Origin of the sequence: Corynebacterium sp. HMSC14B06, from assembly GCF_001807075.1 — a bacterium.
GTDB classification, from domain to species: Bacteria; Actinomycetota; Actinomycetes; order Mycobacteriales; family Mycobacteriaceae; genus Corynebacterium; species Corynebacterium jeikeium_D.
Window position 1 is genome coordinate 75971 of record NZ_KV787359.1, and the last position, 13386, is coordinate 89356.

The 13386-nt window shown below is 58.6% G+C and carries 14 protein-coding genes; 12 read left to right on the forward strand and 2 right to left on the reverse strand.

From position 1 onward, the window contains the following. The first annotated feature begins 97 nt into the window (after positions 1-97). From mshA to HMPREF3130_RS02485, 5 genes are all read left to right on the forward strand, one after another. A complete protein-coding gene (gene mshA, locus HMPREF3130_RS02465; RefSeq protein WP_172620248.1) occupies positions 98-1360 on the forward strand; it encodes a D-inositol-3-phosphate glycosyltransferase in 1263 nt (420 codons plus the stop codon). A gap of 59 nt (positions 1361-1419) precedes the next feature. Next, on the forward strand, positions 1420-1905 hold the full coding sequence (locus tag HMPREF3130_RS02470) for a type III secretion system chaperone family protein (RefSeq protein WP_049172367.1): 486 nt from the start codon (positions 1420-1422) through the stop codon (positions 1903-1905). 70 nt (positions 1906-1975) lie between these two features. Further along, the gene (locus tag HMPREF3130_RS02475) at positions 1976-2722 is read left to right on the forward strand and encodes a phosphoglyceromutase (protein WP_016421977.1); all 747 of its coding nucleotides are present in this window, start codon (positions 1976-1978) and stop codon (positions 2720-2722) included. Between the two features lie 130 nt (positions 2723-2852). After that, on the forward strand, positions 2853-4160 hold the full coding sequence (locus HMPREF3130_RS02480) for a sensor histidine kinase (protein ID WP_016421978.1): 1308 nt from the start codon (positions 2853-2855) through the stop codon (positions 4158-4160). Between the two features lie 3 nt (positions 4161-4163). Beyond that, the gene (locus tag HMPREF3130_RS02485) at positions 4164-4859 is read left to right on the forward strand and encodes a response regulator transcription factor (RefSeq protein WP_016421979.1); all 696 of its coding nucleotides are present in this window, start codon (positions 4164-4166) and stop codon (positions 4857-4859) included. 51 nt (positions 4860-4910) lie between these two features. Here HMPREF3130_RS02485 and HMPREF3130_RS02490 read toward each other — a convergent pair whose 3' ends face one another. Then, positions 4911-5843 (reverse strand): DUF3109 family protein, encoded by a 933-nt coding sequence (locus HMPREF3130_RS02490; protein ID WP_016421980.1) that lies wholly within the window; start codon positions 5841-5843, stop codon positions 4911-4913. 34 nt (positions 5844-5877) lie between these two features. Between HMPREF3130_RS02490 and HMPREF3130_RS02495 the strand changes: the two genes are divergently transcribed. From HMPREF3130_RS02495 to HMPREF3130_RS11035, 5 genes are all read left to right on the forward strand, one after another. Continuing rightward, on the forward strand, positions 5878-6816 hold the full coding sequence (locus tag HMPREF3130_RS02495; RefSeq protein WP_161798518.1) for a Ppx/GppA family phosphatase: 939 nt from the start codon (positions 5878-5880) through the stop codon (positions 6814-6816). Between the two features lies 1 nt (position 6817). Then, complete coding sequence (locus tag HMPREF3130_RS02500) at positions 6818-8230, forward strand: hypothetical protein (protein WP_070429270.1); 1413 nt, start codon at positions 6818-6820, stop codon at positions 8228-8230. A gap of 102 nt (positions 8231-8332) precedes the next feature. Next, positions 8333-9142 (forward strand): pyrroline-5-carboxylate reductase, encoded by an 810-nt coding sequence (proC, locus tag HMPREF3130_RS02505; RefSeq protein ID WP_016421983.1) that lies wholly within the window; start codon positions 8333-8335, stop codon positions 9140-9142. Positions 9143-9405: 263 nt separating this feature from the next. Then, positions 9406-9597 carry a helix-turn-helix domain-containing protein gene (locus tag HMPREF3130_RS02510; RefSeq protein ID WP_005509751.1) on the forward strand — a complete coding sequence of 64 codons (192 nt, stop codon included), beginning with the start codon at positions 9406-9408 and terminating at the stop codon, positions 9595-9597. 242 nt (positions 9598-9839) lie between these two features. Further along, a complete protein-coding gene (locus HMPREF3130_RS11035; RefSeq protein ID WP_003855542.1) occupies positions 9840-9941 on the forward strand; it encodes a 30S ribosomal protein bS22 in 102 nt (33 codons plus the stop codon). A gap of 238 nt (positions 9942-10179) precedes the next feature. On the opposite strand, the gene HMPREF3130_RS02515 is transcribed toward HMPREF3130_RS11035, so the two are convergent. After that, positions 10180-11304 carry an HAD family hydrolase gene (locus tag HMPREF3130_RS02515; RefSeq protein WP_016421984.1) on the reverse strand — a complete coding sequence of 375 codons (1125 nt, stop codon included), beginning with the start codon at positions 11302-11304 and terminating at the stop codon, positions 10180-10182. 164 nt (positions 11305-11468) lie between these two features. On the opposite strand from HMPREF3130_RS02515, the gene HMPREF3130_RS02520 reads away from it, so the two are divergent. Together HMPREF3130_RS02520 and HMPREF3130_RS02525 are read left to right on the forward strand one after the other, a co-directional pair. Further along, the gene (locus HMPREF3130_RS02520) at positions 11469-11711 is read left to right on the forward strand and encodes a glutaredoxin family protein (RefSeq protein WP_016421985.1); all 243 of its coding nucleotides are present in this window, start codon (positions 11469-11471) and stop codon (positions 11709-11711) included. Between the two features lie 224 nt (positions 11712-11935). Continuing rightward, positions 11936-13378: a glutamyl-tRNA reductase gene (locus HMPREF3130_RS02525; protein ID WP_042388369.1), complete on the forward strand. Its 1443-nt coding sequence runs from the start codon at positions 11936-11938 to the stop codon at positions 13376-13378. Positions 13379-13386: the final 8 nt, after the last annotated feature.

Consider the following 13386-nt stretch of genomic DNA (forward strand, 5'->3'; position numbering starts at 1 on the left):
AGGCACTCTGGGCAGTATGAGCGAAACATTTCCGGCGGCAACGGCGGGCGCAGACGCGGCCACCTCTAACACCCCGGCGTGGCCGAACCGCATCGCGATGATCTCCATGCATACCTCTCCGCTGGAGCAACCGGGCATCGGAGACGCTGGTGGCATGAATGTCTACGTGCTGCGCACATGCGAGGAGCTGGCGCGACGCGGTGTGAAGGTGGATGTTTTCACCCGCGCCACGCGTTCCAGCGATGGGCCGGTGATTCAGGTCAGTGAGAACTTCCGCGTCATCAACATTGTGGCTGGTCCATATGAGGGGTTAGAGAAGTCAGACCTGGCTACGCAGATGCCGGCCTTTGCCGGTGGGGTCATTGAATTCGCCCGCAAACAGGGGATTGAATACGACCTGATCCATTCGCACTACTGGCTCTCTGGCCAAGTGGGGTGGCTGCTGTCGGATTTGCTTGACATTCCGTTTGTGCACACGGCGCACACGCTGGCGGCAGTGAAGAATCTCCATCTGGCGGAGGGAGATACGCCGGAGCCGGAGTCTCGGCGTATCTGTGAGCAGCAGATTGTGGACAATGCGTGCCGGCTCATCGTCAACACCGATGCCGAGGCTAAGCAGCTCGCGGATCTCCACGATGCCGACCCGTGGCGCATCAATGTCGTGCCGCCCGGGGTGGACGTGGAGCTCTTTTCGCCAGGCAGTGATCGTGCCACCGAGCGGTCCCGTCGTGAGTTGGGCATCCCGTTGCACACTAAGGTCATTTTGTTCGTCGGTAGGCTGCAGCGGCTGAAAGGCCCGCAGGTATTGCTGCGGGGTGTCGGTGAGCTCATGCGTCGCCATCCCGCCACTAATGTCCGAGTGATTATCTGCGGTGGACTTTCCGGTTCTGGGCTGCATGCGCCCGACGAATTCACCAATCTCGCCGCGGAAGAGGGGATCGACCACCTGGTCCGGTTCATGCCCCCGCGCCCGCCGCAGGACCTGGCGAAGCTCTACCAGGCCGCAGATATTGTCGCCGTGCCCAGTTACAACGAAACTTTCGGGTTGGTGGCGATGGAGGCTCAGGCCACCGGTACTCCCGTTGTCGCGGCGAATGTCGGCGGACTCTCCATCGCTGTCGACGATGGGGTCAGCGGTTTGCTTGTCGACGGTCACGAGCCCGCAGCCTGGGCCGATGCCCTCGGTCGCCTGGTGGAGGACGACGAGCTACGCATTAAATTGGCCACCCAGGCACGCGAGCACTCCCTGGAGTTTTCCTGGCAAAAGACCGTGGATCGGTTGGCCGATGTCTATCATCGAACCGAACTCCAAAAGGAAAATTGTCCCGGCTCTATCCGGGATGCGGGCGGCTCCCGGTAGGTTTCGTTAGCTTCAGTACCGCCAGAGCCGTAGCCACAAAAGCAGGGAGATGATTCACGATGAGCACGGACATCCAAGTACAGCTGAAATCCCTCGGTGAGCAGCTGGAACGCCTCGGTGTCGAGCATGGTATTGCAGACAATGCCGCCGTGGTGGTCCTGCCTGGTAAGAAGAAGCTCAAGACTGTCGTCGGCCTCATCCCGGCACCGGACTCCCTGCGTGTTGAAGCCTTCGTCTGTCGCGCGGTCGAAGAAAACCACGAGGCCGTTTACAAGTGGTTGCTACAGCGCAACCGTCGTCTGTTCGGCATCGGTTACACCATCGACGCCGCCGGCGACATCTACCTGGTCGGTCAACTGCCCGCTGAGCTTTCCGACGATGACCTCGACCGCCTCCTCGGTCAGCTGCTCGAGACGGCCGATGGGGACTTCAACCAGATCCTCGAACGCGGCTTTGCATCGGCAATTAAGCGCGAGTGGGAGTGGCGGGTTGACCGTGGGGAAAACCTGGCCAATCTGGAGCAGTTCCGCCACATGGTTGAGTAGCCGGGGGTAGCAACCCACATAGCGGGGCAACGAACGGCGGGCTTTCCCGTTTTGGGGCACAATTAGGGGTATGAGCAATGGAAAACTGATTCTTGTCCGTCATGGCCAGAGTGAGTGGAACGCATCCAACCAGTTCACGGGCTGGGTCGACGTTGCACTGACCGACAAGGGCCGCGCTGAGGCAGTACGTGCCGGTGAGATGCTCGTAGAGGCAGGCCTGAAGCCGCAGGTTCTCTACACGTCGCTGCTGCGTCGCGCAATTAACACCGCACACATTGCCCTGGATACCGCTGACCTGTTGTGGATTCCGGTTATCCGTGACTGGCGTCTGAACGAGCGCCACTACGGTGCTCTGCAGGGTCTGAACAAGGCAGAGACCAAGGAGAAGTACGGCGAGGACCAGTTCATGTCCTGGCGTCGCTCCTACGACACTCCGCCGCCGGAGCTGTCGGATGACAGCGAGTTCTCGCAGGCTAATGACCCGCGTTACGCCAACCTGGATGAGGTTCCGCGCACGGAGTGCCTCCTGGACGTCGTGAAGCGTTTCATTCCTTACTTTGAAGAGGAAATCCTGCCGCGTCTGAAGGCCGGTGAGACTGTCATGGTGGCAGCTCACGGTAACTCCCTGCGTGCACTGGTCAAGCACCTGGACAACATCTCGGACGAGGACATTGCCGCTCTGAACATCCCGACCGGTATCCCGCTGGTTTACGACTTTGATGCTGAGGGCAAGGTTTTGAACCCGGGTGGCACCTACCTGGATCCGGAAGCTGCAGCTGCAGGTGCTGCTGCTGTTGCTGCTCAGGGCAACAAGTAAAAATGTAGGTGTTTGATAGGCCGATAAGGGGCGCAGCCAAGTGGGGCTGTGCTCCTTGGTCTATTTAGAGCTAGCTAGCGCACTGATTTTCAGCGCGCGCGGATTGTGAAAAGAGCTTAGGGTAAGACCCGTGTCAAAAATCATTATCGCCGCTCTATTAGGTGCTGCGGTTATGGCAGCTGTGCTGATTCTTGGTGGAGTTGTCTCGGGTGCCTATAACGCCGCTCGGCGTCAGAAGAGCGACGAGGAAAGTTCAATAACCACCATGGCGCAGGTCATGCACCTGGCCATTCAGAAGTCTCCGACGGGTGTGGTGGTCGTTGACATCTCACGTGATTTGATTTTGTCGAACTCCATGGCGCACAAGTTAGGGCTGGTCTATGAGCGCCGCCTCAATGACGTGGGCTGGGAAGCTGCGCTCAAGGTCTTTGACTCGCAGGAGGACCAGGAGCTAACGCTGGTGCTGCCGTCGCGCCGGGCGGGGGCGCCGGACACAATTGTCCGCTGTCAGCTAACTCCGTTGTCACTGGTGGACGACCGTTTTGTGGTGATTTATGCGGCGGATGTCTCCGAACAGGCCCGTATGGAGGCCGCGCGACGTGACTTTGTGGCTAACGTTTCCCACGAGCTCAAGACTCCGGTGGGGGCCATCAGCCTCTTGGTCGAGGCGCTGAATGAAGCTACCGACGACCCGGTTGCCGTGCGTCACTTTAGTGAGAGCCTGACGCAGGAGTCCAAGCGGATGTCGACCATGATTACGGAACTCATCTCGCTGTCGAAGCTGCAGGGGGCAGAGCCGCTGCCGGACATGTCTCCCGTGAAGGTTGAAGAGATTGTCCAAGGAGCTGTGCGTCGTAACCAGATGCTCTCGGAGCAGGCGGGTATTGAAATCACCGTTGACTGTGAGCCGGATTTGGTGGTTGAAGGTGAACGCAGCCTGCTGATCACCGCGGTGTCCAACCTGATTTCAAATGCGATCAACTACTCGCCAGAGGCCACGCCTGTATCTGTGACTGCGGTCAAGGAGGATAACGACACCGTCGCTATCCGCGTCACTGACCGCGGTATCGGCATTTCCCAGGCGAATCAGAAGCGTATCTTCGAGCGCTTCTTCCGTGCGGATAAGGCACGCTCGCGGGCGACAGGCGGTACCGGTCTGGGCTTGGCAATTGTTAAGCACGTCGCAGCGAATCACAAGGGAACCGTGAAGCTGTGGAGTCGGCTGGGCACAGGATCGACCTTCACCATTGAGCTCCCGCTGATGGAAAAGAACGGTTCCGCGTCGAATGATGGCGATGTATCTGCACGTTTGCCAATCGGCCACACCCAGCCTGCGGGTAAAATTGCGGCTAAGAAAAACGCGCAGCGCGGTACGGGCAAAACCCGTGGCAAGGATAAGGATTCCCAGAACAAGGATTCCAAGGAAGGAATGAAGTAATCCGTGACTGAGGTACTTATTGTCGAAGACGAGACGGCTTTGGCGGAGCCGCTTGCGTTTCTGCTGCAGCGCGAAGGATTCGAGGTGCGGATGGCCGCTGACGGCCAGGAAGCACTTGCAGAATTCTCCAAGGCAGAACCGGACATTGTGCTGCTGGACCTCATGCTGCCAGGTATGAGTGGCACCGAGGTCTGCAAAAACATCCGCTTAAAGTCCTCTGTCCCAGTGATTATGGTGACCGCCCGTGACACTGAGATTGACAAGGTCGTCGGCCTCGAAATTGGTGCGGATGACTATGTGACCAAGCCGTATTCCTCTCGGGAACTTATTGCCCGTATCCGGGCTGTGCTGCGCCGCGGTCGCCACGACGACTCCGACGATGTCGAGGATATCTACGAGGAGGTCTTGCGCGGCGGCCCGGTCGTGCTGGACGTCGAGCGCCATGTAGTCACCGTTGACGGCGATGATGTCGCAATGCCGCTCAAGGAATTCGACCTGCTGGAGTACTTGCTGCGCAACCGTGGTCGTGTGCTAACCCGTGGCCAGCTCATCGACCGCGTCTGGGGCTCCGACTACGTCGGCGACACCAAGACGCTGGACGTACACATCAAGCGCCTGCGCTCCAAGATCGAGCGCAATCCTTCCTCGCCGGAGTTCCTGGTCACCGTTCGCGGCTTGGGTTACAAGTTCGAGGACTAGCTCAGCAGACTGCTGCCGACAATCTCCGCCGTCGGTCTGAGAAACCCCGACTTAAACCTCGTCCGGCGCCAGCCCCTCGGCCGCTGCGCGTGTGGCCGGGTGAATCGCCAGCAGTGGGTAGCCACTCGGCCCGAAAGCCTTGGCCGCGCCCGCTATTTCTCGGGCACGGCAGTGCTCCGCCAGAATTTCGTAGCACTCTTCGCCGATGAGCTCTATTAGCTCGGACTTGTGCGTGCGCCACACCGGCTCGCCACCGGTATGTGTGGCCGGCGCGCCCGTGCAGAACCATTCAAAGTCCTCGCCGCCATCGCCCCAGGCACGACGATCGTATTCGGTAATGGTCGTGCGCAGAATCTCCTGGCCGTCCGGGCGTTCCTCCCAGTCCTCCAGTCGGCGCAGCGGCACCTGCCAACACACATCCGGCTTGACCTTTACGGGGTCAATGTCGTTGGCCATCGCCCATTGGTGGATGGCACAGCCCGCACCATTGCGCCATCCGTCACGGTTGGCAAAAATGCAGGCATTCTTCACGACCTTCGTTTTCAGAGCAGGCTCAGGCTCTCCGTTTTCGTCGTCAAGCTCGTCCCACACTAACCACGGTTCCAACGGTTCGGAGGGGTCGGTTTCGTAGGTTTCAAGCCACTTCAGAGTTTGTTCGGGGCGGTTCTGCCACCACTGGGGCTCTGCGGAGTCGCCTTCCATTCGCTTTACGACGTCAATAACCCTCTCGCGGTCTTCTTCGTCGGTGATAAAGGCGCCATGGCCACAGCATCCGACATCCGCGTTCGCGGAGTCGATGCCCTGGCAAGCGGAGGTGCCGAAAGCGCATTGATAGGAGCTCATCAACCAGGTTAGGTCGCAGGTGATGATATGTTCTGGGTCCTCCGGGTGGGCGAACTCGAACCACTCGCGGGGAAAGTCATAGGCGACTTCAGCGGGAGACGGTTGCGGTCCACGACCGGGGCGGGGGTGGGGTTGATTCACACCAATACACCGTAGACCGTCTAACCTACTAAGAGTGAGATTAGGTGTATTAGATGTAGGTAGTAATACCGTCCACTTGGTGATGGTGGACGCCCGCCGGGGCGGACATCCGACTCCGATGAGCGATTCCAAGTCGACGATGAAGCTGGTCGAGTACCTGGATAAGGACAACAACCTGTCCAAGAAGGGCATTGACAAGCTGACGGGCTACGTCGCTGAATCCAAGGAATTGGTTGAGCAGATGAAGTGCGAAGAGATGATTAGCTTCGCCACTTCAGCTGTTCGCGATGCCACGAATGCGGACGAGGTTCTCGCCCACGTTGAGAAAGAAACTGGCATTAAGCTGCAGATTCTCTCCGGTGAGGATGAGGCTCGTCTGACCTTTTTGGCAGTACGGCGCTGGTACGGCTGGTCTGCTGGTCGTCTAATCAACCTGGATATCGGTGGCGGTTCTCTTGAGCTGACGTCGGGTACTGATGAAGATCCGGAGGCCGCGTACTCGCTGCTGCTCGGTGCGGGACGGTTGACCCACGAGTGGTTCGAGACCGATCCGCCGGAGCGCAAGAAGATTGACCTGCTGCGCGATTACATTGATGCTGAGCTCGCTGAGCCAGCTCGTCATCTGCGTACGCTTGGTGAGCCGGACTTGGCTGTCGCCACCTCGAAGACTTTCCGCACTCTCGCTCGCCTGACCGGTGCGGCGCCTTCCGCTGCTGGTCCCCGGGTTAAGCGCACTCTGACTGCCGCTGGTTTGCGCCAGTTGATTGCGTTTATTTCCCGCATGACGGCGGCTGACCGTGCTGAACTTGAGGGTGTTAGTGCGAATCGTTCTCACCAAATTGTCGCAGGTGCTCTCGTTGCAGAGGCTAGTATGCGAGCATTGGGATTAGAGAAGGTCGAGATTTGTCCTTGGGCGCTGCGTGAGGGCATTATCTTCCGACGACTGGACAGTGACCTATACGGAAAGGGTTGAGATGAGCGAGGAAAAGCTCACCGTTGCCGAACTGCTGGCGCGGCGGCAGAAGGAGGGAGCCCCCTCTGAACCACCGCGGCGCCGCCGTCGACGCAGCCTTGAAGAAGGCGGTGTGTCTGTTCAGGAGCTCACCGGCTCAATCCCTCGTGTAAAGGCCGACGAACCGCGACGTGGTGCTCACGCTCTTTCCAACGCAGACGACGATCAGACGACTACGAGTGATTTGCTTGCCGACGAAGCTGCGGCCAACGCCGCCGAAGAAGCGCAGGCAACCGAACCGGAGGTAGAAGCTCCGGAGCACTCGGAGGCTGTCGCTGAGCCAGTGGTAGTTGCTGAAGGGGCGGATTCGTCGGAGCATGAGGTTCAAGCTGAGGCCGAGGCTGAAGCTGCTGATCAGGAAGAAGAGGAGTCGGAATTAGCTGAGGCTGACGCCGAAGTAGCTGACGCCGAGGTCGCTGAGGCCGAAGCTGACGAGGTTGCCGAAGTTGCTGAAGAACCGGTTGCACCGGTTGCACCGGTTGCACCGGCAGCTCCGCAGCAGGAGCAAGCCGCGCAGAGCACACCAACTGCGCAGCCAGCAGCCCCTGCGGTGCCATTGGCAATTCCGATGGAACCCCGTCCGGTCATGGTCAACTCCGAGCGTTCGGAGATTACCTACACCTTCACCGAACTGCGTGACATGGCAGACGAGTCGCAGCAGCTTGGGGAGCCGGGGCCAGTCGCTCGTGCGGTACTCACCGGTTCCAACGCTTACGACGACCGTCCGACTGCCTCCATTCCGGTTGTCCAGGACAATGTCGACGAAGAGTCCGAGGCATCCGCTGAATCGGATGACGTCGACGGTGAACAATTTGCTGAGGCTGAAGCTGCTCAGGAAACCGCTACCTTCGAGGCTGCCGACGCTGACGCCGATACCGGTGCCGCTTCCAAGGCGGCAGTGGCAGCCGCTGTCGCTCCTGAAGTTGCACAGGCAGAAGACGCACAGGCCGATATCGAGCAGGCCGAGGACGCCCCCACTGAGGCTGCACAGGTCGAGACCACACCGACCCAGGCCGCAGCTGACGAGAAGCAGGCGGAGCCCCGGGACGTCGTTAAGCGTGAAGAATCCAAGAGCTCCAAGGGCAAGGCCGTCGCGCGCGATGGCTACGCCGAGGACAATTCCCTCTCGGTGCCGTTGCTGCTAATCCAGGTCTTCGTGGGTCTGATTGCTGGTGCATTGGTGTTCCTGGGCTTCACCATGGCCTGGTCGTCGCTGCCAAAGATTGTGGTTGTCATCATGGCTCTCGTGGTCGCTGGTGGCTTCGCGGGAATGGCGAACTACCTGCGCCGTGAGAAGGACAAACTGACACCGATTCTCGCAGGACTTGTCGGTTTGGCGCTGACATTTGGCCCCTGGATTCTCTTCCAGTTGTAGTGGGGTCAACAGAATAATCATCACCTGATGCAGGGGTCGGAAGCGTAGTTTTCCGGTCCCTGCATTCGCATGTGTGGGCCAGTTTTGGCACACTTAGCGTCCATGACAAGAATTGCTGTAATTGGTGGCGGAAAGATTGGTAGCGCACTCGTCGGTGGTCTCATCGACGGTGGTGTCTCGCCCTCCTCGATTTATGTGGTGGGGCGCACCAAGGAGAGCCTGGCCGGTCTGAAGGAGACCTACGGCATTGTCGATGCCGACGACCCAGTAGGGGCCGTCGACGGTGCCGACGTGGTGTTCTTGTGCGTAAAACCGTACTTGATTATCGACATGCTCGAGCAGATTGCCGACGTGCTCGATGACTCTGAGGTCGACACCATTGTGGTGTCGATGGCGGCTGGCATCACGCTGGACAAGATGGAAAGCGTCTGTGCTGTCGGTACTCCGGTGATCCGCGTCATGCCGAATACCCCGATGCTGGTGGGCAAGGGGGTCTGTGCAGTCGCGCCGGGCCGCTTTGTCACGGAGAGCCAGACCGACGAGGTTGTCGAACTGTTGAAGAAGGTCGGCAGCGTTGAGGTTGTCGATGAGTCGCTGATGTCTGCAGTCACTGCAGTCTCGGGCTCCGGTCCGGCTTACTTCTTCCAGTTCGTCGAGGCGATGACCGACGCGGGTGTGAATCTGGGCCTCAAGCGTGATCAGGCTAAGCGTCTGGCGTCGGCTACGGCTGCTGGTGCAGCCGAGATGATGATGCAGGAAGGCGCGGACCCGACTGCGTTGCGTGCCGATGTCACCTCTCCGGGCGGTACAACCGCTGCGGCCACCCGAGTTTTCGAGGAAGAAGGCATTCGTCGCGCGGTGCATCGTGCGCTGCAGGCTTGCTATGACAAGGCCAACGAGATGGGTAAATAAGCATTTCGCCGAGTAGAGGCGGGTGTACAAGTAACCCCAATATTTGGGGCATTGGAAATGGTCAGCGGCAGTAGCTAATCCGATACGCAGGGACGATGGGTTAGTCACAACTGTCACACCATTCGCCAATGCCCCTATTTTTTATCAAAAATCGCACCGGCACCTTGCCTACCGGTAGGATATGAAAAGCACGTGCGTGTCACGATTTTCTGCAGGAGGGGAAGCCTGCAGCGCGTCGCGTGCGCTGAAGGGAATATTTACTAATGCAGAATGCAGATAAAGGCACCTTTCTGACCGTTGCAGAAGTTGCTGACATCATGCGCGTATCCAAGATGACCGTCTACCGCCTGGTTCACGCTGGCGAGCTGCCGGCAGTGCGCGTTGGCCGTTCTTTCCGCGTCCATGAGTCCGCAGTCAAGGAATACCTGGACTCCTCCTTCTACAACGCGGGTTAATTTTTTCTGCCTTTAAGCGGGGCTGTTTGACCTGAACGCATATGTCCCCGCTATGATTAATCCGATTAGTACATGGTGCTGTGCTGCGCCCCTGTTTCCTATCGTCTTCAAGTCATGAAGTATCTAGCTGTGAAGGCGGAAGGAAAAAGGGCGTGACATCTCGGCGGTTGTAAGGCCGCATTGAGTACGCCGCCATTGTGCAAGAAAAGAAATTTCCGTCAACGAATAGCGAGGTCGAGCCGATGGGTTCCGTCATTAAGAAGCGTCGCAAGCGCATGTCGAAGAAGAAGCACCGCAAGATGCTTCGCCGTACCCGCGTGCAGCGTCGTAAGCTCGGCAAGTAAGCCAGCATTCCTGCCGTTATCGCAGGAGCGCGCGTGCTGCGTCGCGTACACGTTTTAAAAGCAGAACCCGCCCGGTCTCGTTGAGATAGGGCGGGTTTTGTCGTTGGGGGCTAATCACGGGCTGCCGATTACGGGCTGCAAATGTGAAACTGTAGGAGTTTATGACACTTTCATGCCATTTTTCGAGCCATTTTTGTCATAAACGCAGTCACTAACTCTCGAGTGCGCCTAGCAGCGTTTAACTTTCCTTGTTCGCGTCCCACAGTCGCTTGCCGACGAGTCCCGCGCCCCCGACAGCTCCTGCCAGCAGTGCTCCGATCGAGAGCCACCGCATCGTGGCGAAGGTTGCGGAGCGAAAGTGGCGATAGTCGTAGATAGTCCACCCCATCTTCTGGGCGTAATTCCGCAACTTGCGGTCCGGGTTGATGGCCACGGCGGTGCCCACCATGGACAGCATGGGAATGTCGTTGGCGGAATCTGAGTATGCCGTGCAGCGAGACATGTCCAACCCGGAAGAGGCTGCCAGAGCTGCCACCGCGTGCTTCTTACCCGGGCCGTGGAGAATATCGCCTACCAGGCGGCCAGTGAACTTGCCATCTTTGACCTCGGCGACCGTGCCAAGGGCGCCGGTCAGTCCGATGTGCTTAGCGATAACCTGGGCCAGCTGCACCGGGGTGGCGGTGACCAGCCAGACCTCTTGGCCAGCCTGGATATGTAGTTCCGCCAGATCGCGGGTGCCCTGGTAAACGCGGTCGCTGATCTTTTCTTCAAAGATTTCTTCGCCGAGTTTGACCATTTCATTCACATCGTGGCCGGCGAAAAACTCCAATGCCTGTTCACGGGCCTTAGCTACGTCGGCAGCGTTTTCCGCGCCTGAGATTCGGAATTTCAGCTGCTTCCAAATCATGCCGGCCAAATCACGCTTCTTGATGAAGCCGCGCTCGACCAAACCCATGGCAAAGAGGAAGATTGATGCGCCTTGGACAAGCGTGTTGTCCACATCGAAGAAAGCGGCTGCGCCCTGATCGCGTTCGACACCTGGAATGGGCTGCGAGAGCACACGGGCACCGCCAGCGGCATCTTCGGCACCAGCTACACTGCGAAATCCCGTAGCCAGTTCTTCGCCGCCGACGTCGTAGACTTCGCCGAGAGCTTCCAGTGCATTGGCAGCCGCTGCAGCACCAGCTTCCTCCTGTGCTTCGTCATTGAGCGGAGCGAGAACTACCTGCTCGAGGAAGTTGCGGACGTTACCCTGCGAGGACGCAAGGTCACCCAGCATGTCGATGGGGAAGGGGGAGCGGTTGTCGGCACTGAACTCACTCACGGCACGAAAATCTCTTTCCACGGTGTATGCAACCGACATCCGTTATCGGAAGCTCTTGTTGAATAGTATCCGGTCTTTAGGCAAAGCTGCGCGCTGAGATTCAAGGAGCGGATGGGGCAAGGATAAGAAGAGTCACTTTTGCAGGGGAAGTGTGGGGAGGGGGACGTCGTAAAGCGAAACAGTCGACCTTTAGACTGGCCGTTATGGTGACTGTGACGGTGATGAGTAGGAAGACGTGCGGTTCGTGCGCCCGAGTGATTGCGCAGATTGAGCCGCTAGTTCGGGACCAAAATGCGCAGTTCCAGGTGGAAGACGTCGATACCGATCCGAACTTGGCCATGGAATTTGGCGATCGCGTGCCGGTGATTTTGGTCAATGATGAGGAAATCGCTTGCTGGGAAATCGATGATGATGAACTCCTGGAAGCGATAGCGGAGGCCGAATAAGTTCGGGAGACAACTCTGCCGAACTGCTAGGAGCTGCGGAGACATGGCAGAATGTGGAGTAGCGGCAAAGAAGTAGGGGAGTGCTGCGAACATCGAGGTAGAGACTAAGTAAAGTATGCCTTTGTTGTGACGAGATGGCAGAGTTGTCTAGCGTTAACAGTCATAGCTGTGTGAAAAAGCCCGTAGCGGGGCCTGTGAAGGAGCAATAGAGCGGTGATTGAGCGGTGAGTGTGCTTCTCGTCGGAATGTCGTACCGGTCTGCACCGGTGACCCTTCTTGAAAAGGTCTCCGTCGGTGAAACTGAGCGAGAGGCCATTTTGGCTCGGCTGGTCGCGGATGAAGCGATCAGCGAAGCGATGCTGTTGTCGACCTGTAACCGCGTTGAGTACTACGTGGTGGCCAACGGCTTCCACTCTGGCCTATCGGCCGTGGTCCGTGAAATTGTCGGTCGTACTGGGCTCGAACTCGATGAACTGACACCGCACCTCTATGTGCGGTACGCACAGGCCGCAGCGGAGCATGCCTTCTCGGTGTGTGCTGGTCTTGACTCGATGGTGCTGGGGGAACAGCAGATTATCGGTCAGCTTCGCAATGCTTACCAGGAAGCGGACGAAGCCGGCACCGTCGGTCGCATGCTGCATGACTTGGCGCAGAAGGCGCTGCACACAGGCAAGCGAGTCCACAGCGAAACACTGATTGATAATGCGGGCGCATCGATGGTCTCCGTGGCCATCGACGAGGCGATTGCTGCGCTGCATCCTGGGTTCAACTCTGGTGTTGACGTCGCTGAGGGTACCGATATTCTGGCCGGACGTTCGGCCCTTATCCTCGGCGCCGGTGCGATGAGTTCGCTGGCCGCCAGTTACCTGGGGCGCTGCGGCATTGATCGTCTGATTATTGCCAACCGCACCGTTGACCGGGCGCAGAACCTGGCTAACCACTCGATCGAAGCGGGCATCCCCGCTACTGCTATTGCGTTGCATGATTTCGCTGATGTCCTCGATGATGTGGACATTCTCGTCAGTGCCACCGGAGCCATGACTCCAGTGGTCTCAGCTGCAGATGTTGTCGACCACGGCCCGCTCGCCATCGTCGATTTGTCTATGCCTCGCGACGTCGCGGAGGATGTCTCCGGGCTTGAGGGGATCGCACTCTTCAACATCGAATTGCTGCAGATGACTCGCACGGAGGTTCCGGGTCGTGATGATGAGGCTGCAGCGCGCGACATTGTGGCCGAAGAGTTGGAGTCCTACCTCACGGCGCAGCGCGCAAGCGAGGTAGCACCGACTGTTCGCGCTCTGCGTGAGCGCGCGGCGGATGTGGCGGCGGCTGAGCTCGCTCGCCTGGAGGCGAAGACACCGGGTCTTACTCAAAAGGAACGTCGCGAGGTCGAGTCCACGGTTCGCCGCGTCGTCGATAAGCTCTTGCACGCGCCAACGGTTCAGGTCAAGAAGCTTTCTAGCCAGCAGGGTGGTGGCAACTACGCGCTTGCCCTGCAGAAGCTCTTCGACCTGCCCCTATCCACCCCCTCTGGCCTGTATGCTGACACCGATATCCCCGCAGATCTCATGGTAGAGGGCCGAATTGGGCGGATGCAGGGATTTGAGCAGTATGGTCTTGACAGTAGTGCCATCATTGAAGGCGTTGCTGAAACCACCAAAAATTAACACCCGGA

What these genes read in the sequence shown, in the direction of transcription:
- mshA (WP_172620248.1), top strand. Translation starts at nt 98, where the DNA reads ATGATCTCCATGCATACCTCTCCGCTGGAGCAACCGGGCATCGGAGAC.
- HMPREF3130_RS02470 (WP_049172367.1), top strand. Translation starts at nt 1,420, where the DNA reads ATGAGCACGGACATCCAAGTACAGCTGAAATCCCTCGGTGAGCAGCTG.
- HMPREF3130_RS02475 (WP_016421977.1), top strand. Translation starts at nt 1,976, where the DNA reads ATGAGCAATGGAAAACTGATTCTTGTCCGTCATGGCCAGAGTGAGTGG.
- HMPREF3130_RS02500 (WP_070429270.1), top strand. Translation starts at nt 6,818, where the DNA reads ATGAGCGAGGAAAAGCTCACCGTTGCCGAACTGCTGGCGCGGCGGCAG.
- proC (WP_016421983.1), top strand. Translation starts at nt 8,333, where the DNA reads ATGACAAGAATTGCTGTAATTGGTGGCGGAAAGATTGGTAGCGCACTC.
- HMPREF3130_RS02510 (WP_005509751.1), top strand. Translation starts at nt 9,406, where the DNA reads ATGCAGAATGCAGATAAAGGCACCTTTCTGACCGTTGCAGAAGTTGCT.
- HMPREF3130_RS11035 (WP_003855542.1), top strand. Translation starts at nt 9,840, where the DNA reads ATGGGTTCCGTCATTAAGAAGCGTCGCAAGCGCATGTCGAAGAAGAAG.
- HMPREF3130_RS02515 (WP_016421984.1), bottom strand. Translation starts at nt 11,304, where the DNA reads ATGTCGGTTGCATACACCGTGGAAAGAGATTTTCGTGCCGTGAGTGAG.
- HMPREF3130_RS02520 (WP_016421985.1), top strand. Translation starts at nt 11,469, where the DNA reads ATGGTGACTGTGACGGTGATGAGTAGGAAGACGTGCGGTTCGTGCGCC.